Origin of the sequence: Dactylosporangium vinaceum, assembly GCF_019904175.1 — a bacterium.
GTDB classification, from domain to species: Bacteria; Actinomycetota; Actinomycetes; order Mycobacteriales; family Micromonosporaceae; genus Dactylosporangium; species Dactylosporangium vinaceum.
In genome coordinates this window covers 3,340,376-3,359,374 of sequence record NZ_CP061913.1, presented here as the reverse complement: position 1 = coordinate 3,359,374, position 18,999 = coordinate 3,340,376, and the positions used below count along the sequence as shown (strand labels likewise).

Sequence of the window (18,999 nt, the reverse complement as noted above, 5' to 3'; positions counted from 1 at the left end):
CGGGCGGCGGCTGCCGGGTGTGCGCCGGTGGTCGCGGAGCAGCAGCCGGTCAGGGCTTGCGGGCCACCACGCCGTACATGGCGGTGTCGACGAGCGGGGGGCGGTCCGCTTCGGTGACCGGGTTGCGCCAGGCGGTGACCGGGACGATGCCCGGCTCGAGGACCTCGAGGCCGGTGAAGAAGGCGGCCACCTCGTCGTGGCTGCGCGGCCTGGCGTCGACCTTGAGCCGGCCGGCCTGGATCTCGCGCAGGGCGTACTCACGGGCGGCCGGGTCGTTGAGGTCGGCGGTGCCGTGGGTCATGACGACGTAGCTGCCCGACGGGAGGGCGTCGACGAGCGTCTTCACGAGCTCGTAGGGCTTGTCCTCGTCGAAGAGGAAGTGCACGATCGCGATGAGCATCAGCGCCACGGGCTGGTTGAAGTCGAGCGTCTTGCGCAGGCTCTCGTCGTCGAGGATAGTGCGGGGGTCGCGCAGGTCGGCGTCGATGTAGGCGGTGGCGCCCTCGGGGGTGCTGGTCAGCAGGGCTCGGGCGTGGGTGAGCACGATCGGGTCGTTGTCGACGTAGACGATCCGCGAGGACGGGGCGACCGACTGGGCCACCTCGTGGGTGTTGTCGGCCGTCGGGATGCCGGTGCCGATGTCGAGGAACTGCCGGACGTTCGCCTCGCCGGCTAAAAAGCGCACCGCTCGTTGCAGAAAGTAGCGGTTCTCCAGGGCGGTGGTGCGGATCGCGGGGTACACGCGGGCGATCGCCTCACCCGACTCGCGGTCGGCGGCGAAGTTGTCCTTGCCGCCCAGCCAGTAGTTGTACCGGCGGGCGGGGTGCGCCGTGGTCGTGTCGATCCGACCGGACCAGTCTTCGCCGGAGCCGTCTGCCATGAGTACGCATCGTAGGCCATCTCCGCCTGCCGGCGACAGCGAGCCAAGATCTCCTTTGCGTGACACGGCGACAAAATGACCTCCAGTCCGGGCCTCGGACTCGACCGTTCGGATCAGCGGGTCAGCCGCCCGAGGATGGCCGAGGCCGTGAAGACGGCGAGGGCGACGGCGCCGACGAGGACCCCGAAGTCCAGGAGCAGGTGGTCGGCGGTGCCGATGAGCAGGCCCCGCAGGGCGTCGACCTCGTAGCTGAGCGGGTTCACGCGATTGAGGACCTTCAGCCAGCCGGGCATCACCGAGACGGGGTACAGGGCGTTGGAGGCGAAGAACAGCGGCATCATGATCGCCTGGCCGATGCCCATCATCCGGTCGCGCTTCAGGACCAGTCCGGCCAGGGTGATCGACAGGCAGCAGAAGAACGCCGAGCCCAGGAGCAGCACCGCGACGGTACCCAGATAGTTGAGGGGGTTGACCGGCAGGGAGACGCCGAGCAGCGCGGCCAGGACCAGCACCACCACGGCCTGGACCAGGGCGCGGATGCCGGCCGCGAACGCCTTGCCGGTGACCAGGGCGGCCCGGGGCGTCGGGGTGACCATGAGCTTGGCCAGGACGCCGGCGTCGCGCTCCCAGATGATGTGGATGCCGTAGAAGATCGAGACGAACAGCGCCGACTGGGCCAGGATGCCGGGCGCGAGAAAGTCGAGGTAGGGCAGGCCGCCGGTCGGGATGGCCCGCAGGTGCGTGAACGTCTGACCGAAGATGATCAGCCATAGGGCGGGCTGGATGGCCCGGGTGACGACCTCGGTCCGGTCCCGGCGCAGCTTCTGCAGCTCCACCAGGCACATCGCGCCGATACGGGTGGCGAGCACGCGCAGCGCCGCGAGGGGGCGGACGTCAGCCGAGGCGGCGTGCGGTGCGACGAGCGGCGCGGACATCGCTGAACCCTCCCGAATCAAGATCGTCTCCGGTGTGCTCGCGGAAGACGTCGTCGAGGCTCGCGCCCGAGGACGACGCGATGAGCTCGGCCGGCGTGCCGAGTGCCCGGATCCGGCCGCGGTGCATGAGCGCGACCCGGTCGCAGAACTCCTCGGCCTCCTCCATGTAGTGGGTGGTGACGAGCACCGTCATCCCGGTCTCGGCCCGCACCTGGGTGATCCGCTCCCACACCCCAGCCCGCGCGACCGGGTCGAGCCCGATCGTGGGCTCGTCGAGCACGAGCAGCTGCGGGGCGCTGACCAGGGCCTGGGCGAGCTCCAGGCGCCGGATCATGCCGCCCGAGTAGGTGCCGGCGACCCGGTCCGCGGCCTCGGCCAGGCCCATCGCCTCGATGGCGGCGTCGGCGCGGGCCCGGCGCTCGGCCCGGGGTACGTCGAACAGCCGCGCGAACAGCGCGACGTTCTCCCGCCCGCTGAGGGCGGCGTCGGCGGAGAGGGCCTGCGGGACGTAGCCGATGAGCCGGCGCACCGCCATCCGGCTGCGGCGCACGTCGAGGCCGAACACCTCGACCCGGCCCGCCTGCGGGGGCAGGAGCGTGGTCAGGACCCGGATCGTCGTGGTCTTGCCGGCGCCGTTGGGCCCGAGCAGGCCGAAGATCTCCGCCGGCCGCACGCGCAGCGACAGGTCGTCGACCGCGAGCGTCTCCTTGAACCGGTGCCGCAGCCCCTCGATGTCGACAGCTGGAGTCATTCGTCCTCACCTCGTGCCTCGGCGGCCATGATGGTGGCCAGGCGGGCCAGCGGCGGTACCGCCGAGGCCAATGCGTTGCGCTCGTGCGCGGTGAGCTGATCCATGGCGGTGGCCAGCAGGGAGATCCGGGCCGCGCGCCACGCGTCGAGGCGGGCGGTCGCGGCGTCGGTGAGGAAGAGCCGGGCCGAGCGACCGTCGGCGGGGTCGCGCTCGCGGCGCAGGAGCCCGGCCGCGGTGAGCTGGTTGACAAGGGTGCTGACGGAGTTGCCGGCCAGGTGGAGCCGCGCGGCGGCGCCGGACACGCCGATGCCGGGCGACCGTTCGACCAGGCGCAGCAGCTCGACCTGGCTCGCGGGCAGCGCGGGGACGGCGAGCCCGGCCCGCAGTCGCCGGCGCAGCGCCCGGCGCACGCTGTTGAGCTGTGTGGCCAGCGCGTCGGCCAGGCTCTCGCGATCCACGCCCGAAACAATACCTCGTTAGCAGAGCTAATGAGCTGTCAGATCCAGCACATAGCGGTCGCCGGCCTGGTTGAAGCCGAGGCGGGAGTAGTAGGGCGCGACCATGCCGGGCGGCGTGACGACCCGCTCGAAGCCGTGGGCGGTGAGCTGGCCGCTGCGGCGGAACACGAACTCCCCCGGGGACAGGTCGCGGTAGCGCTGCGTGACGTAGTCGAGCTCGAGCAGCGCGACCGCCGGGTCGGCCGGGTCGGGCCGGAGCATCAGCACGCCCACGACCTCGTCGCCGTTGAGGGTGAGGAAGGCGAGCCGGTGCTCGTCGTCGAAGCGGAACTCGGGGTTGAACTTCGCGATGTCGCTCCAGTGCACGCGCAGCACGTGGGCCAGGAAGTTGTCGTCGGTGGCGACCTCCACCACCTGATACCTGCGCTCGTCGTGGCGGCTGCGCAGCAGCGAGACCAGCTGCCAGACGTTGATGACGGCCAGCGCGAAGTTGAGGGCCGCCATCGGCCAGACCTCGGCCACGGCGTTGTAGCCGACCAGGATCACCGAGCCGATCAGGTTCCAGATCCGCAGGCGCAGCAGGCGGCGCTGCAGCAGCGACCATACGAGCAGCGCCGAGCCGGCCCACCCGACGACCTCCAGCCAGCTCACTGCCGCTCCTCCCGCCAGCCTCGGGTGTACACCACGTCGAGCTTCGCCCGCAGCGCCTGCTCCAGGTCGACGCCGAGCGTGTGGGCGGTCACGAACGCGGTGAGCACCACGTCGGCCAGCTCGGCCTCGATGTCGGAGAACGGCCCGGTGCGCCGGGCGAGCCCGAAGTGCCGCCGCACCGCGCCGACGAACTCCCCGGCCTCCTCGGCCAGGGCGAGGGCCTGGCGCAGGTGGGGCGTCTCGGTGAACCCCGCGTCGGTCAGCTTCGCGGCCACGTCGGCGGCGACGGTCGGCAGGTCGGCGAGCGTGAAGGGGCTGGTGTCGTCCACACCGCACAGCATGCCGGACTCCCGGCGCCCACCGGCCGACCGCCTCGCCGATGGCGGGGGCATACGCGGGTGGTCCCGGGCGGCGGCCGGGCCCGCGGCACCCACCGGCCCGGCGGCCGAGCGGTCCGTCAGGGTTGGAAGTGCGGGCGCCGGGCCCGTGGAGGGGCGGGCCCGGACCAGCGGCGGGGACCCGGGCCGGTCCGGGGTGGGTGCGGTTCGGGTGCGGTGAGCCGGGTGGCGGCTGACATCGCGTCGGGTGGTCGGGTGGGATGGCCCGCCGGGTGGGCGGAACCCCTGCTCAGACCGTGTTTGTGGGCCCGGCGCAGGTCATTGTGGGTGTCGCGGCCGTGCAGTGGTGTGCGGCGGGAACGGAGTACCCATGCCTAGATCTGCTTTGCGGCGGCGGGCGGCGGCAGGACGCCGGGTTATGGCGGCGGTTGCGGCTGCGGCCGTGGTCGCCGGACTTGGCGCGTCGGCCGGCCCGATGCGGCACCAGCGCAACGACGGAGGGTGGGCCGCGGGGGCCTGGCTCGGCAACGGCACCGGCGGGAGCGGGACGACGCTCGCCGCGGTGCGGGCGGCCGTCAACGCGTCGACCGGGGCGGCCGCGGGCCTGACCGGAGCCGGGGTCGGGGTGGCGCTCATCGACACCGGCGTCGCGCCGGTCGCCGGGCTGCCGGCGGGCCAGATCGTCAACGGACCCGACCTGTCGTTCGAGTCGCAGGATGCCGATCTGCGCTACCTGGACACCTACGGGCACGGGACGCACATGGCCGGCATCATCGTCGGCAACGACCCCTCGACCGGCACCGTCGGGCTCGCCCCGCGGGCCAAGCTCACCTCGATCAAGGTCGGCACGTCCAACGGCGCGGTCGACGTCTCGCAGATGATCGCCGCGATCGACTGGACCGTGGCCCACCGCAACGACGACCCGGCGAACCCGATCCGGATCATCAACCTGTCGTACGGCACCGGCGGCACCCCGAACTCGTGGACCGACCCCGTGCAGTACGCGGTCGAGCAGGCCTGGCTGAAGGGCATCGTCGTCGTGGCCGCGGCCGGCAACGACGGCAACAGCGACATCGTGGTGAGCGACCCGGCCAGCGACCCGGCGGTCATCGCCGTCGCGGCCGGCACCACCAAGGGCACGGCGGGCGTCACCGACGACGACTTCGCCTCGTTCGCCACCGTCGGCGGCGGCAACCGCGGCGTCGACCTGCTCGCGCCCGGCGAGTCGATCGTGTCACTGGCCGACCCGGGGTCCAATGTGGACCAGTCCTACCCGGCGGCGAAGGTCGGCTCCACCCTCCTGCGCGGCAGCGGCAGCTCCCAGGCGGCGGCGGTCACCTCCGCGACGATCGCGCTGCTGCTGCAGGCCCGGCCCTCCCTGACGCCGGACCAGGTCAAGACGGTGCTGACCCAGTCGGCGAGCTTCGTGTCGGGCCTGGCCATGACCCGCAACGTGCGCGAGCTCAACCTCAACGGCGCGCTGGCCTCGCAGGAGCTGTGGGGCATCGGCTGGAACAGGTCCTCGGGCACGGGCCGGCTGGACGACGCCCGCGGCACCAGCCGGGTGGTGCGCGACAACGTGGCGCTCAGCGGCGACAACTCCGTCTGGGGCCCGCTCAGCCCGGCCGCGTGGGCTCCGCGCAGCGCCGCCACGACGAGCTGGTCGGGCGGGACGTGGATGGGCTACCGCGTCGCCGGTGACAACTGGTCGGGCAAGTCGTGGGCCTCGAAGACCTGGGCCGCGGCGACCTGGGGCGGTGCACCCTGGAACGGTGCGGCGACGTGGACCGATCCCGACTGGGACGGCCACTACTGGTCGGGGCACTACTGGTCCGGGCACTACTGGTCGGGCCACTACTGGTCAAGCGACGACTGGTCCACGGCCGACTGGTCGTAGGGCGCGAACGGCGATGGGCCGGCTCTCGAGAGGAGGGCCGGCCCTCGCTGCGCGTTACAGCGCCCAGTTCTGGTTCGCGCCGCCGCCGCAGGTCCAGATCTGCAGGCGGGTGCCGTTGGCGGAGGTGTTGCCCGTGGCGTCCAGGCACTTGCCGGAGCCCGCGTTGACGAGGGTCTGCCCGGTGCGGGTCCACCGCTGGGCGGCCGTGCCGTTGCAGTCGTAGAGCTGGACCTTCGTGCCGTTGGCGGTGCCGGCGGCGGTGACGTCGAGGCACTTGCCCAGGGCGCGCAGCGTGCCGTCGGCGGGGCGGGCCCACTGCTGGGCGGCCGTGCCGTTGCAGTCGTAGAGCTGCACGGCGGTGCCGTTGGCGGAGCTCGCGCCGGCCACGTCGACGCACTTGCCGCCGATGCCGGTGATGCGGCCCGCGGTGCCGGTCGGGCCCGTCGTCGGGGTCGTCGGGCCGCCGGTCGGGGCGGTGCCGAGCCAGCTGGTGGCGGCGGCGGTGCCGGAGTTGTCGATCGCCGTGTTGCTCTCGACGGGGTTCGGGACCGTGGAGGGGAAGACGATGAAGGTGACCGGGCCGGCGGTACCCCCACTGGCCGGATCGGGGTCGATGCCGAGCGCGGTGGCCAGGGCGTACGAGCCCTCGCCGATGATGTCGTCCGGGCCCTCGTCGGCGAACACCGCGTACGCGACCTGGTTGTTGTAGACGACCGCGGCCACGGCCCCGGGGCGGATGCCGCTCGCGCCGTAGTCGAAGCGGGAGCTCGGCAGCGGGACGACGAAGTAGCGGGTGACGTCGGACGTGAAGTATGCGCCGGTCGACGTGGAGAAGCTCGTCTGCGGCTGGTACCACGGGTCGGTGCCCGCGTTGCACCGCGCGGTGCCGATGCCGTCGCAGTCGATGTCCATGTCGGCGGTCCAGAAGTACGCCGAGCCGCTCTTGCAGACGGCGACGGACGCCGCGCCGCCGTCGTCGGTCGCGTACCTGCCGTTCGAGACCTGGTTGCAGGTGGACGTGCGGGCCAGCAGCTGGCTCGCGGAGGGGCCGGCGGCCAGGGCCGCCCGGCTGCCGGCGAGGGCGTAGGCGGTCGTCGCGGTGAACGAGATGATGACGGCCGCGAGGGCGATGAGGGGCAGGCGGTACCTGGTCACGGGCAGGGCTCCTAGCCGAGAGTTTCGGATAGGAAACCTTACTGACAGATATGTGTCAATACTTCAGGGCGGCTCGAACCGTCCACTCCGCTCGGCGCGGGCGGCCGGGCAGCGCGCGCCGGCCCGTGGCCCACAGCAGGTCGTCGGCCCCTTCGACGTGCGGGAAGAGGCGCGCGAGGACCTGCGCGGCGAGGTCGGTCGGCGGCGTCCAGTCCAGGCCGAGACCCTGCGCGATGTCCCAGGTGTGCACGAGGATCTCGTTGACGCCGAGCGCCGCGAACCCGGTCCGGTCCGCCGGTCCCCAGTGCCACGCGGTCGCCTCGGGCCCGGCCGCGTCCAGCGCCAGGCCGAGCAGGTGGCCGCTCGCCGCCACGATCTGCAGCACCGTCGCCGGATCGGTGCCGGCCCGCAGTACCAGATCCAGGGGTAGGTATCGCTCGTCGGCGCGGGCGGCGAGCTGCGTCGCGTAGGCCATCAGGTCGTGCGCGATGTGCTCGGCCGTCTGCAGGCAGGTCCAGTCGAGCCCGCCCGCCGGCGCGGCCCAGCGGTCGTCCGCGATGGGGGCGAGCAGGCTCAGGGACTCGTCGAGGGCACGCCTGACGTCTGCGCTGTCCATCCCGGCACAGTATCGGCCCGTATCGCTTCGGCGCTCAGCGGAACCGGCCCCCGCAACTGCCGGGCGACCGCCGTGAACCAGCCGAGGTGGGTCCGGTCGCGGTCGGCGACGTACGCGGCGCGCAGCTCGTGCCAGCGCAGACCCGGATGCCGATGGTGCACGCTGTGCAGGTTGAAGGCGAGCACGAACAGCTCCAGGGCCCGCGGCAGCGCGAGGTTCATCGCGTCGAGGGGCCGCTCCAGCCGGGTGCCGTAGTGGTACGCGTTGTCCGCCAGCGACACGATAAGCGCCCGCGCACCGACGGCGCTCCACAGCATCCAGGCGTGACCGCCATACGCGATCGAGCTTCCCGTGTACGTCACCACGACCGCGATCGCCTCGACGCGGAACCTGCGCAGGTTGTCGCGGCGCGCGACCCGTTCGAACAGCAGGCCCGTCACCGAGTCCAGCGAGTCGGTCCGGCGCACCAGCGCCGCCCACCCGCGCCGGGGCAGCAGGACGAGCAGGACCGAGAGCAGCTCGAGGCAGTACAGGCCGCCGAGCAGTCTGGGGTAGTAGCTGCGGGCCGCGGCCAGCCACGTCGAGCGGGCGGGGTCGTAGACCTCGGTCCGTTCGCGCCGGGTGCGGCTGTAGCGGTGGTGCAGGAGGTGGCCGGCCTTCAGCAGCGTGAACGGCCCGCCGTAGCCGACGGCCAGGACCCGGCCGAGCCGGTCGTTCCAGGCCCGGTCGCGCAGCAGGATGCCGTGGATGCCCTCATGGATCAGCGACCACAGCGGCACCGTCGTGACGGCGATCGGGGCGAGCAGCCAGGCCCAGCGGGTGTCGCGCGGGAGCAGGACGAGGGGCAGCACGACCAGCTGCAGCATCAGGGTGGTAAGTGCGACGACCACCAGCGCGATCGCCAGCGCGGACTGACGGCGGACCATGCTCGCACGCTAGCCCGGCGCAGGGAACAGCCGAGTGACATCCTCGCGAAGCCTTGTCACCGCCGCCGCGCCCCATCGGCGATCATGGTCCTGTGCTTGTGGAGATCATCGCGCTGGACGCCGCCGACGCCCGGGCCGCCCAGGACGGCGGGGCCGACCGCGTGGAGCTGGTCAGCGACATGGCCGCCGGCGGCCTGAGCCCGGCGCCGGCGGTCGTCGAGTCGGTGCTGGCCGCGGTGTCGATCCCGGTCCGCGTGATGGTGCGCACCACGCCCGACTTCACCGCCCGGGTGCCCGCCGTGCTCCGGCGCCTCCGCGAGCTGCGAGCGGCCGGCGCCACCGAGTTCGTCCTCGGCTTCCTGACCCCTGCGGGCGCGGTCGACCCCGCCGTCGTCGACGCCCTGGACGGCGCCCCCTGGACGTTCCACCGCGCGATCGACCACGCCGCCGACCGCGCCGCGGCCTGGCCCCGGCTGGCGGGGCTGCCCGGCCTGACCTCGGTCCTGACCGCCGGCGCGCCGACCGGGATGGCCGACGGCCTGCCGGTGCTGCTCGCCGAGGCGCCCGCGCACGCCGGCCTGATGCTTGCCGGCGGCGGCCTGCGCGAGTCGCACCTGGCGCCGCTCACGGCCGCCGGGGTCCGCGCGTTCCACTCGGGCAGCGCCGTCCGCCCCGGCGGCCGGTGGACGGCACCGGTCTCGGTCGACCTGGTCCGCCGCCTGCGTCAGGCGCTCGGCCCGGCCACCCCGAGCACGTTGCCCTCGGGGTCCTGAAAGTGCCCGACCGTGAAGCTGCCGGTGCGCGGCTCGGGCCCCATGATCCTGCGGCCGCCGAGGCTCTCCGCCCGGGCGAGGGCCCGCTCGACGTCGGGTACGTTCACGTAGAAGGTGACGCGGGTGGGGTACCCCGCGCCGCCGCCCACCCCGCCGTTGATGCCGGCCGAGTCCTCCTGGACGAAGTGGTAGTCGCCGTCCGCGGAGACCCGCTCGGTGACCGCGTTCCCGGGCGCGTCGAACCGCCAGTCGAAGAGGTCGCTGTAGTACTCGCGCAGCTTCGCCGGCTCCTGGCCGCTGATCTCGAAGTGGACCACGGGATCGCCCATGTCGTCTGCTCCTGTTCGGGTGGCTGGTGTCTACCGCTGACGCTTACCGGTCGCGGCTGAGGGCCCGCTCTCGACATGCTCGACGATCAGCTCGACCAGCCGCCCGGGCGTCGGCTCGGGGCCGCCCTCAATGGTCACCCCGCCACGGTCGCACGCCCCGGCCCGGGCCGCAGCCGCGGGCCGCGCGGGGCGCCGGGCTCCGGCCCGGACGCCAACCTGGTAAGGGCCCGAACGACAGGTGAATTCGAACTGGTGTTCGAGTATCGTGGGGGCAGGTTCGGTCGTTGCCTCAACGAGTAGGGGTGGTGGCGATGACTTCGATCTTGCCCGACGGTTACGCGGTGCGCCTCGACTGGCCGGTGGCCCGGCACGGCGGCGTGCGGCACGAGTTCACCCAGTTCACCACCAGCCTCCGCCGAGCGCTGCGGCGGGCCGTGGGGACCCAGCGATACTGGGCCACGGGGCCGGTGCGGCCGCTCGCCGTGACGGTGGTGCCGATCGGCCGCGCCGACTACGACGCCCACGGCCGGGACTGCGCCTCCCTCACCTGCCCGACGATGGCACCGCTGCTGGGCCTGGCCCCGGCCGGCGCGGTCGAGGGGACGGCCCTACCCGGACCGCCGTCATGACCCGGGAGCCGCCACGGTGTATGGGCGCTCCGGCGGCAGCAGGGCCGTCGCCTCGTCCAGGTCGCCGGAGCGCACCAGGGCGTGGACCCGGTGGGCCAGCGGGGTGGCGTCGGTGATCGAGACGGTCCAGTCGTCGACGTAACGGTGGACGGCCTCGCCGCTCAGGCCCAGCTGCAGCGAGCGGCAGTCCGGTTGCGGGCGCAGGTGCAGGTCGCGCTCGGGGTCCCACTGGACTCGGACCGGGCTGCTGCGCAGGTCCCGCTTCCACGCGTCCTCGCTGGCGTGGGCCTGGCGGTCGTAGTGGCTCAGGACCGCCGTCGAGACCGCCCAGTCGAAGCCCTCGCGCCGGATCTCCACGGCCAGCACGTGTTCCTGGCCCTCCTTCGTGCCCCAGCCACTGCGGTACATCATCCACAGGAAGGACGGCTTGATCCACGTCATGCGGTCGCGCTTGAACGGGGGTGTGAAGCGGCCCGCGGCCAGGGCGGGGACCGCTATCGCGGCGCTGTAGGCCTGGTACACCGTGATGGTCGCCGGCGTGTGGACCGCCCGGATCTCGCGGCTCATCGGACGGCCGTGAACGTTGCCATCGGGCGACTATAGAGCGGTGTCGCGCTCCCGGTCGGGCGACGGCTCCTCGGCCAGGTCGTCGTCGATGTTCGTGTCGATCAGCCCGAAGTCCGCGCCCGCCTCGCCGTATGGGCTCGGCAACGCGCGGTCGGCGAGGTCGTCGGCCGGGAGGGCTCGGTCCGCGGAAGTCATCCCCTGATCGTGCGAGATCCACATTCTTCGGCACAAGCCGACCGCACAGGAAATCGCCTGGGCGCCAAAGCCGGCGGCATACTGCGGGGCGTGGCTCACTTCAGCAGGTTGTACGCGATCTCCATTGACGTGCCGCGCGCGGACCACGACGCCACTGTCGCGTTCTGGTCCGGGGCGCTCGGGGCGCCGCTGGAGCGGGTCGGGCAGTATCCGGAGTTCAGCGGGGCGAAGCTGCCGGACCACGACATGATCGTGCTCGCGCAGCGGCTCGGCGACGGGCCTGCGCGCGTACACCTCGACTTCCACACCGACGACGTCGACGCCGAGGTCGCCCGCCTCGAACGGCTGGGCGCGACCCGCCTCGAGCGGGCCGGAAACTGGCAGGTGATGCGCGACCCGGCGGGGCTGGTGTTCTGTGTGGTGCTCGACCGGCCCGGCGTGCTCACCGAGGCCAACGCCACCCGCTGGGACTGAACGCACCCGCACGCTCCCGGAAAAGTGCCACGTCGGCCGGGACGTGCGCGCCGGGGACGTCCGATCACGCACCTTGGATTGCACCACCGCACACACCTTCCAGGGAGCGTTCCGATGTCACGTCGCATTCTCGTCCTGGCCGCGGCCGCCCTCGGGGCGCTCTCGCTGGCCGCCTGCAACGACGACAAGGCCACGACGGCCGGCCAGCCCGCCGCGTCGGCGGCACCGTCCGCGGCCACGTCCGCCGCCGCCTCCTCGGCACCGTCCGCGTCGGCGAAGGGCAGCGGCTCGCCGAAGCCGTCCTCCAGTGCCAAGGCGGCGGCGGGCGCGGTACCCGACATCTGCAAGATCGTGTCGAAGGCCGAGATCAACATGCTGACCGGCGAGCAGGTCACGCTCATGACCGACGACGGCGGGGCGACACCGGCGTCCCGGTACTGCCAGTGGCAGCTCTCGCAGGGCCAGGTGACGATCGCGGTGAGCCTGGAGACGCGGGAGAACTTCGACGTGCGCAACAAGCAGGCGACAGCGGTCCCGGGCATCGGCACCACCGCGTACTCCCTCGCCGGGCACCTCTACGTCTGGCAGAGCGGCCGCGACGTCGACGTCTACGTCTCCTCGGAGTCTAGCGACGCGGCGAACCTGTCGGTTGCGAAGCGGGCGGCCCAGCAGTTGCTGCCGCGGCTGGAGGCGGCGGCGAAGTAGCGGCCCGCGACGGCCACCAGTTGCGCGGCCCCAGGAGCGCCATCGTGGCCGGGACCAGCAGTCCCCGGACCACGGTGGCGTCCACCGCGATCGCCACCGCCATGCCGAGCCCGAACATCTTCACCACCGGGTCGACGTTGAGCGTGAAGCTCGCGAACACGACCACCATGATCCCGGCCGCGGACGTGATGACCCGTCCCGTCCGGGCCAGGCCCGCCCGGACCGACACCCGGGTGTCACCGGTGCGCAGATACTCCTGCCGGACCGCGGTGAGCAGGAAGACCTCGTAGTCCATCGACAGCCCGAAGAGCAGGGCGAAGAGCATTGTCGGCACGTAGCTCTCGATCGGCAGCGGCCCGTCGAGCCCCGTCAGCCGCACACCCCAGCCCCACGAGAACACCGCGGTCAGCGCACCGTACGCGGCACCGATGGACACGAGGTTCATCACCGCGGCCTTGACCGCCACGACCGGCGCCCGGAACGCGAGCAGCAGCAGGGCCGCCGACAGCGCCACGACCACCCCGATCACCAACGGCAGCCGCCCGGCGCTGCGCTCGGCGAGGTCGACCTTCGTGGCCACGGCACCCCCGACGTGGACCGGGCGGCCGTCGAGCTCCAGCCGGCGCAGGCGATGCACGAGGTCCGCGGTGGCCGGATCGCCCGGCGCGGTGGTCGGGGTGACCCGCCACGAGGCCACACCGCCGCCGGCGGAGACGCGGGGCGGCGAGACACCGGCGACGCCAGGGAGGGCCGCGATCGTGCGGGCCAGCTCGGCCAGGCGCGGCCCGGACGGGTCCGCGGCCGACGGATCGGCGGCCGGCGGGGCTGTGGCCGGCGGGTCCAGGGCGAGCACGGCGGTCAGCGGGGCGTTGAAGCCCGGGCCGAAGCCGGCCGACAGGAGGTCGAAGCTGCGGCGGGCCGCGCTGCCGTCGGGGCTGCGCCCGGCGTCGGTCTGGCCGAGGTGCAGATCCAGGGCCGGGGCGGCCAGGAGGGCCAGGAGGGCGGTGGTGGCGAGGGCGTAGCGCACCGGGCGGCGGGTGATCGTTGCGGCCAGGCGGCCCCAGAAGCCCTCGCCCACGGGCGTCGCGGGTGGCTTGATGCGGCGGCCCGCCAGCGCCAGGAGTGCCGGCAGGAGGGTGACCGCGCCCGCCACGGCGAAGAGGACGGCCGTGGCGGTGGTCCAGGCGAGCGTGGCCAGCAGCGGGACGCCGGCCACCGTCAGGCCGCCCAGGGCTATCACGACGGTGCCGCCGGCGAAGATGACGGCCCGGCCGGAGTCGGCCACGGCGCTCGCGATGGCCTCGGTGCGGGCCGCCGCGGCCGGGAGAGGCCCGGTGTGGCTCGCGGGCGGCGGGAGCAGTTCGCGGTAGCGGGTGATCAGGAAGAGCGCGTAGTCGATGCCCACGCCGAGGCCGACCATCGTCGCCAGCGTCGTCGCCACCGTCGGGACCGCCGCCGCGTGCCCGGCCAGGCCGATCACGCTCTGGGCGCCGGCCAGCGTGAACAAGGCGGTGGCGATCGGCATCGCCGCTGCCACCACGCCGCCGAAGGCCAGCAGCAGGAGCAGTGCCGCGGCCAGCAGGCCCAGCAGCTCGGGGAGGCGGCCGCTGTCGCGGTCGGCGGCCGGGGCCAGCGCGCCACCGGCGACGGTTTCGATGCCGGCGGCGCGGGCGGGAGCGGCGGCGGCCACGATGGCGTCGGCGGTGGACTTCTCCAGGTCCCGCGGCGCGACGTCCAGGGTGACCGTCAGGTAGCCGGTCCGGCCGTCACCGCTCAGGGTCGGCGTCGCGGCGACGCTTTGCACGTGCGGCACCGCCGAGACCGCGGCGGCGGTCGCGGCCGTCGCCGCCTTCGCCGCATCGGTGTCCAGGCGGGAGCCGGCGTGGAGCACCAGCAGCGCGTCGGCTCGCGCGTCGCGGGTGCCCAGCAGGTCGCGGGCCGTCTGGGCGTCGCTGCCGGGGAGGGTGACGTCGTTGTCCGTCGGGCGGCCGGCGACGGCGGCCGTGGCGACCAGGGCGGCGATGACGAGGAGCCAGGCGCCGAGCACGGCGCGGGGATGGGTGGCGCACCAACGGCCCAGGCGATTCACGCGGCTCCTCCGGATCGGCTCACCCGTCGATCTCACCAAGCGCGATTCGGACGCGGGCGTGAGTTGGATGAGAGGCGGATGAGAACCGGCGACGGGGATGGTGAACCTGACTGTCGTGCCGGCCCCGGGAGCCGAGGTCAGCCCGACAGTGCCGCCGCCCGCCCGGACCGTTTCGGCGACGATCGCCAGGCCCAGCCCACTGCCGGCGCCGGCGGGCGCGGCCGGGCCGCGGGCGAAGCGGTCGAAGGCCCGGGCGGCGAGCGCTTCGGGCATCCCCGGGCCGTCGTCGCGCACCTCGACCGCCGCGAACCCCGCCGGAGCGGCCGGCGACGAGCGCGTGAGCGTCACCCGCACCGGCGTGCCCGGTGGTGTGTGGGCGCGGACGTTCGCCAGGAGGTTGGCCATGATCTGGCGGGCGGCGTCCTCGTCGCCGCGGACCAGGCACGCGGCCGGCAGCTCCAGCGTCGCGGGGCGGCCGGGCTCGGTGGCCAGGAGGTCGGACACGGCGTCGCGCAGGACCGGGACCAGGTCGAACGGGGCGTGGCGCAGCGGGGGCTCGGCGTCCAGGCGGGCCAGGTACAGCAGGTCGTCGACGAGGGCGCCCATCCGCCGGGTCTCGTCCTCGGCCCGGGCCAGGACGGTGGGCTCGGCGATGCCCTGGCGCACCAGCTGGAGGTACCCGCGGATCGACGTCAGCGGTGTGCGCAGCTCGTGCGAGGCGTCGGCGGCGAACCGGCGCAGCCGCTCCTGCGACGCCTCCCGGTCGCGCAGCGCCGACTCGAGACGGGCCAGCATCCCGTTGACGGCGAGGGTGAGCCGGCCGACCTCGGTCGCCTCGGCGCGGGCGGCGACGGGTGGCACCCGGCGGTCGAGGTCGCCGGCGGCGATGGCGGCGGCCGTCTCGGTGACCGCCTCCAGGGGGCGCAGCCCGCGGCCGACGAGGCGCCGGCCGACCGCGGCGAGCAGCAGGAGCATCGCGGCGCCGGTGCCGATCTCGACGAGGGCGAGCCGGCGCACGGTGTCGTCGACGGGCGCCAGGGGCAGCGCGACGAGCACGATCCCGCCGTCGACGGTGCGAGCGACAACGGCCCGGTAGTCACCGCCGCCCGGGGAGACGCCCGCCGGTGCGATGCCGGGCAGGGTGACGGCCGGTGACACCCGGCCGTCGGCGGGGGCGGGCGGGGCCGCGTCCAGCAGCGGGACGGGGGCGAGGTTGCCGAAGCGCACCAGCGACCCGTCGCGGCGGCGCAGCTCGATCGCGTAGTCGGTCGGGGCGACCCGGGCCCGTACATCCCCGGCCTGCTCGATGCGCGACTGGGCGATGCGGGCGGTGAACGTGATCTGGTCGTCGGTGCGCTCCAGCAGGTATCCCCGCAGCGCCAGCACGGCCGTGACCCCCGCGACCAGCAGGACCACCGCGGTGACGGCGAGCATGCCGAGCAGCAGGGAGCGTCTCACGCGGGCTTCTCCTCGCTCAGGACATACCCGAAGCCGCGCCGGGTGGCGATCAGCGGCGGCCCGTGCCGCTCCAGCTTGCGGCGCAGGTAGCCGACGTAGGTGTCCACGACGTTCGAGGTGCCGCCGAAGTCGTAGCTCCACACCGCGTCCAGCACCTGCGCGCGGGACAGGACGCGGCCGGGGTGCTGCATGAAGTACCGCAGCAGCTTGAACTCCGTCGGTGACAGCTCGATCAGCCGCCCGGCCCGCCGCACCTGCAGGGCGTCCTCGTCGAGCTCGACGTCGCTGAAGCGCAGCACCGGCGCGGCCCCGGTCGGCGCGCCGGGCCGGATGCGGCGCAGCACGGCCCGCACCCGGGCGACGAGCTCGTCGACCGAGAACGGCTTGGTGACGTAGTCGTCGCCGCCGTAGGTGAGCCCGGCGATCTTGTCACCGGGTGCGTCGCGGGCGGTGAGGAACACGACGCCGAGGTCGTGCCCGGCCGCCCGCAGGGCCCGGCAGACCTCGAAGCCGTCGCCGTCCGGCAGCATGACGTCGAGCACGACGACGTCGGGCCGTTCCTCGGCGGCGAGGCGCAGCGCGTCGGCCGCGGTGCCGGCCGAGGAGACCGCGAAGCCGTGGAAGCGCAGGACGGTGGCCAGCATGTCGACGATGTTGGGCTGATCGTCGACGACGAGGACCCGGGCCTGCGCACCACTCACCGGCCCACCTTCACACGGCGCGATGAGAGTTCGATGAGAACCGGGCATTCGCGGCGACCGCGGCCGCTCGGGTGCCGCCGGCTGCGGCCCGGGGCGGGCCCTACCCCGCGGTGATCTCGAACGGGGCGCGCAGCAGGTCGGCCGGCTTGGAGCTGCGCCCGACGAGCAGCTCGAAGTGGCCGGGCTCGACGACCCGCTCGGCGGCCGCGGTCACCAGGGTGCAGGCGGCGGCCGGCAGCTCGATCTCGACCGTCTCCGACGCCCCCGGGGCGACGGTCACCTGGGTGAACGTCTTCAGCTCGCGCTCGGCCCAGGTGACGCTTGTGACGAGGTCGCTGACGTAGACCTGGACGGTCTCGAGCGAGGGGCGGGCCCCGGTGTTGGTGATGGTGACGCTCGCGCGGATCGTGCCGGCAGCCGGTACCACCGCGGCGGGTATCTGCAGGTTCGTGTATTCGACGGTGGAGTAGGACAGGCCCTCACCGAAGGCGAACAGGGGCTCCTGGGTCAGGTCGGCGTAGCGGTTGCCGTGCTGGCCGCGGATCTGGTTGTAGTAGACGGGCAGCTGCCCGGCGTGGCGGGCGAAGGAGATCGGCAGGCGGCCGCTCGGCTCGATCGCGCCGAGGAGCAGCTCGGCGACGGCCCGGCCGCCCTGCATGCCGGGGTTGAACGCGGCGATGACGGCGGCGGCCCGGTCGGCCGAGGCCGGCAGCGTGGACGGCTTGCCCTGGATCAGCACGACGACGACCGGCTTGCCGGTGGCGACGAGTGCGTCGAGCAGCGCGGACTGCCCGCCCTGCAGGTCGAGGGTCGCGGTGGACTTGCCCTCGCCGGTCAGGGCCACGTTGTCGCCGAGGACGGCCACGACCACGTCGCTGGACTCGGCCAGCGCGACCGCCTCGGCGATCTGCGCCGGGTCGGCCGGGGCGGCCTGGAACAGCGACGGGCGCGGCTGGCCGTCGGGGAAGTACGGGCCCTCGGGGTCGGGCTGGAGGCTGCCGATCTGCGCGCCCTGGGCGTAGCCGACCTCCCAGCCGTCGGGCAGCGCCGCCCGCAGGCCGTCAAGGACGGTGACGACCGTCTCGCGCGGGTGGCCGTCGGGCATCCAGTCGACCTGGCCGGAGGCGCCGGCCCAGTCGCCGAGCTGGTTGTGCGGGTCGTCGGCGTTGGGCCCGACCAGGGCGATCCTCCGCGTCGGCGCGGCGAGGGGCAGGGTGCCGTCGTTGCGCAGCAGGACCAGGGAGCGGCGGGCCGCCTCCAGGTTGAGCGCGGTGTGCGCGGCGCTGCCGATCACGGCGGCCTGGCGCTCGGCGTCGGCGGCGCGCGGGTTCTCGAACAGGCCGAGCTCGAACTTCAGGCGCAGGATGCGCCGTACCGCGTCGTCGATCTTCGCCTCGGGGAGGCGCCCCTGCTCGACGGCGCTCTGGGCGGCCTCGAAGAACCCGGGGGTGGTCATGATGAGGTCGTTGCCGGACTCGACGGCGATCGTGGCCGCCTCGACGTAGTCGGCGGCGACCTTCTGCTCCCACACCATGCGCCCGACGTTGTCCCAGTCGGTGACCAGGGTGCCGGGGAAGCCCCACTCCCGCTTGAGCACGCCGTCGAGCAGCCAGCGGTTGGCGGTGACGGGCACGCCGTCGATGGACTGGTAGCCGAGCATGAACACGGCGCAGCCGGCCTCGACCGCCCGCTGGAACGGCGGGAGGAACCAGGAGCGCAGCTTGCGCGGGGTGATGTCGGCCTCGCTGGCGTCGCGGCCGCCCTGGGTCTCGGAGTAGCCGGCGAAGTGCTTGGCGGTGGCGAGGACCGCCGTCGTGTCGCCGAGGCCGCCGCCCTGGTAGCCGCGAATCGTCGCCGCGCCCAGCTCACCGATGAGGTACGGGTCCTCCCCGAACGTCTCGTCGACGCGGCCCCAGCGCAGGTCCCGGGCGATGCACAGCACCGGCGAGAACGTCCAGTGGATGCCGGTCGTGGAGATCTCGGTCGCGGCCACCCGGGCCGAGCGCTCGACGAGGTCCGGGTCCCAGGTGCAGGCCATGCCGAGCTGGGTCGGGAACACCGTGGCGCCGGGCCAGAACGCGTGGCCGTGGATGCAGTCGTCGGCCATCAGCAGCGGGATGCGCAGCCGGGTCGACGCGACCATGGCCATCGCCTCGCGGATCCGGGCCGGCGACGCGTGCAGCAGCGAGCCGGCGGTCTTCGTCAGGACCGCTTCGGCCAGGTCGAGCCGCGCGTCGAGCTGCAGCATCTGGCCGACCTTCTCGGCGAGCGTCATGCGGCCGACGAGATCCTCGACGCGCTCCGCGACGGAAAGCGTGGCGTCCTGGTACGGGAGTCGCTCGGTCACAGTCGTCACGGTCCGTCGTCCTCGGTTCCTCGGAAACTTTTTCGTGGAGTTTCTTGTTGATAGGGACGTTATGGGTAACCTAGGGTGCTGTCAACGCGCTGAAACTGTTTCAGTCGGGTTCTCTC

20 protein-coding genes are annotated in these 18,999 nt (G+C 73.5%); 5 read left to right on the top strand and 15 right to left on the bottom strand.

Annotation, left to right across the window (positions count from 1 at the left end; translation table 11 throughout):
• Positions 1-49: 49 nt before the first annotated feature.
• From Dvina_RS14900 to Dvina_RS14875, 6 genes are all read right to left on the bottom strand, one after another.
• The gene (locus Dvina_RS14900; protein ID WP_223103076.1) at positions 50-880 is read right to left on the bottom strand and encodes an SAM-dependent methyltransferase; all 831 of its coding nucleotides are present in this window, start codon (positions 878-880) and stop codon (positions 50-52) included.
• Positions 881-993: 113 nt separating this feature from the next.
• Complete coding sequence (locus Dvina_RS14895; protein ID WP_223103075.1) at positions 994-1,815, bottom strand: ABC transporter permease; 822 nt, start codon at positions 1,813-1,815, stop codon at positions 994-996.
• Positions 1,775-2,566, bottom strand: a complete 792-nt coding sequence (locus Dvina_RS14890; RefSeq protein WP_223103074.1) for an ABC transporter ATP-binding protein — start codon at positions 2,564-2,566, stop codon at positions 1,775-1,777. The genes Dvina_RS14895 and Dvina_RS14890 overlap by 41 nt, the downstream gene beginning before the upstream one ends.
• A complete protein-coding gene (locus Dvina_RS14885) occupies positions 2,563-3,024 on the bottom strand; it encodes a MarR family winged helix-turn-helix transcriptional regulator (protein ID WP_223103073.1) in 462 nt (153 codons plus the stop codon). Before Dvina_RS14885 ends, Dvina_RS14890 begins: the two co-directional genes overlap by 4 nt.
• A gap of 27 nt (positions 3,025-3,051) precedes the next feature.
• Complete coding sequence (locus tag Dvina_RS14880; RefSeq protein ID WP_223103072.1) at positions 3,052-3,675, bottom strand: hypothetical protein; 624 nt, start codon at positions 3,673-3,675, stop codon at positions 3,052-3,054.
• Entirely contained in the window at positions 3,672-4,004 is a 333-nt protein-coding gene (locus Dvina_RS14875) for a MazG nucleotide pyrophosphohydrolase domain-containing protein (protein WP_223103071.1), read from the bottom strand. The genes Dvina_RS14880 and Dvina_RS14875 overlap by 4 nt, the downstream gene beginning before the upstream one ends.
• 451 nt (positions 4,005-4,455) lie before the next feature.
• On the opposite strand from Dvina_RS14875, the gene Dvina_RS14870 reads away from it, so the two are divergent.
• Complete coding sequence (locus Dvina_RS14870) at positions 4,456-5,910, top strand: S8 family serine peptidase (RefSeq protein WP_223103070.1); 1,455 nt, start codon at positions 4,456-4,458, stop codon at positions 5,908-5,910.
• A 54-nt stretch (positions 5,911-5,964) separates the two neighbouring features.
• Here Dvina_RS14870 and Dvina_RS54215 read toward each other — a convergent pair whose 3' ends face one another.
• The 3 genes from Dvina_RS54215 to Dvina_RS14855 are packed head-to-tail and all read right to left on the bottom strand — an operon-like array spanning position 5,965 to position 8,607.
• Positions 5,965-7,065, bottom strand: a complete 1,101-nt coding sequence (locus tag Dvina_RS54215) for a glycoside hydrolase family 75 protein (protein WP_246656221.1) — start codon at positions 7,063-7,065, stop codon at positions 5,965-5,967.
• Positions 7,066-7,120: 55 nt separating this feature from the next.
• Positions 7,121-7,681, bottom strand: coding sequence for a maleylpyruvate isomerase N-terminal domain-containing protein (locus tag Dvina_RS14860; protein ID WP_223103069.1), 561 nt, complete (start codon positions 7,679-7,681; stop codon positions 7,121-7,123).
• The gene (locus Dvina_RS14855; protein ID WP_223103068.1) at positions 7,639-8,607 is read right to left on the bottom strand and encodes a fatty acid desaturase family protein; all 969 of its coding nucleotides are present in this window, start codon (positions 8,605-8,607) and stop codon (positions 7,639-7,641) included. The genes Dvina_RS14860 and Dvina_RS14855 overlap by 43 nt, the downstream gene beginning before the upstream one ends.
• A gap of 92 nt (positions 8,608-8,699) precedes the next feature.
• Between Dvina_RS14855 and Dvina_RS14850 the strand changes: the two genes are divergently transcribed.
• Entirely contained in the window at positions 8,700-9,380 is a 681-nt protein-coding gene (locus tag Dvina_RS14850) for a copper homeostasis protein CutC (RefSeq protein ID WP_246656220.1), read from the top strand.
• Here Dvina_RS14850 and Dvina_RS14845 read toward each other — a convergent pair.
• On the bottom strand, positions 9,332-9,709 hold the full coding sequence (locus Dvina_RS14845) for a VOC family protein (RefSeq protein WP_223103066.1): 378 nt from the start codon (positions 9,707-9,709) through the stop codon (positions 9,332-9,334). The genes Dvina_RS14850 and Dvina_RS14845 overlap by 49 nt on opposite strands.
• 311 nt (positions 9,710-10,020) lie before the next feature.
• On the opposite strand from Dvina_RS14845, the gene Dvina_RS14840 reads away from it, so the two are divergent.
• Entirely contained in the window at positions 10,021-10,338 is a 318-nt protein-coding gene (locus Dvina_RS14840; RefSeq protein ID WP_223103065.1) for a hypothetical protein, read from the top strand.
• Here Dvina_RS14840 and Dvina_RS14835 read toward each other — a convergent pair.
• Positions 10,333-10,905: a DUF4291 domain-containing protein gene (locus Dvina_RS14835; protein WP_223103064.1), complete on the bottom strand. Its 573-nt coding sequence runs from the start codon at positions 10,903-10,905 to the stop codon at positions 10,333-10,335. The two genes, Dvina_RS14840 and Dvina_RS14835, sit on opposite strands and share 6 nt — an antisense overlap.
• Before the next feature lie 30 nt (positions 10,906-10,935).
• The gene (locus Dvina_RS14830; RefSeq protein WP_223103063.1) at positions 10,936-11,100 is read right to left on the bottom strand and encodes a hypothetical protein; all 165 of its coding nucleotides are present in this window, start codon (positions 11,098-11,100) and stop codon (positions 10,936-10,938) included.
• A 90-nt stretch (positions 11,101-11,190) separates the two neighbouring features.
• On the opposite strand from Dvina_RS14830, the gene Dvina_RS14825 reads away from it, so the two are divergent.
• A complete protein-coding gene (locus Dvina_RS14825; RefSeq protein WP_223103062.1) occupies positions 11,191-11,574 on the top strand; it encodes a VOC family protein in 384 nt (127 codons plus the stop codon).
• Between the two features lie 114 nt (positions 11,575-11,688).
• Entirely contained in the window at positions 11,689-12,279 is a 591-nt protein-coding gene (locus tag Dvina_RS14820; protein WP_223103061.1) for a hypothetical protein, read from the top strand.
• On the opposite strand, the gene Dvina_RS14815 is transcribed toward Dvina_RS14820, so the two are convergent.
• The 3 genes from Dvina_RS14815 to Dvina_RS14805 are packed head-to-tail and all read right to left on the bottom strand — an operon-like array spanning position 12,200 to position 18,874.
• A complete protein-coding gene (locus Dvina_RS14815) occupies positions 12,200-15,826 on the bottom strand; it encodes an MMPL family transporter (RefSeq protein WP_223103060.1) in 3,627 nt (1,208 codons plus the stop codon). The genes Dvina_RS14820 and Dvina_RS14815 overlap by 80 nt on opposite strands.
• Positions 15,823-16,575: a response regulator transcription factor gene (locus Dvina_RS14810; RefSeq protein ID WP_223103059.1), complete on the bottom strand. Its 753-nt coding sequence runs from the start codon at positions 16,573-16,575 to the stop codon at positions 15,823-15,825. The genes Dvina_RS14815 and Dvina_RS14810 overlap by 4 nt, the downstream gene beginning before the upstream one ends.
• Positions 16,576-16,627: 52 nt before the next feature.
• Positions 16,628-18,874: an exo-beta-d-1,3/1,6-glucosidase gene (locus Dvina_RS14805; protein WP_246656219.1), complete on the bottom strand. Its 2,247-nt coding sequence runs from the start codon at positions 18,872-18,874 to the stop codon at positions 16,628-16,630.
• Between the last annotated feature and the right edge of the window lie 125 nt (positions 18,875-18,999).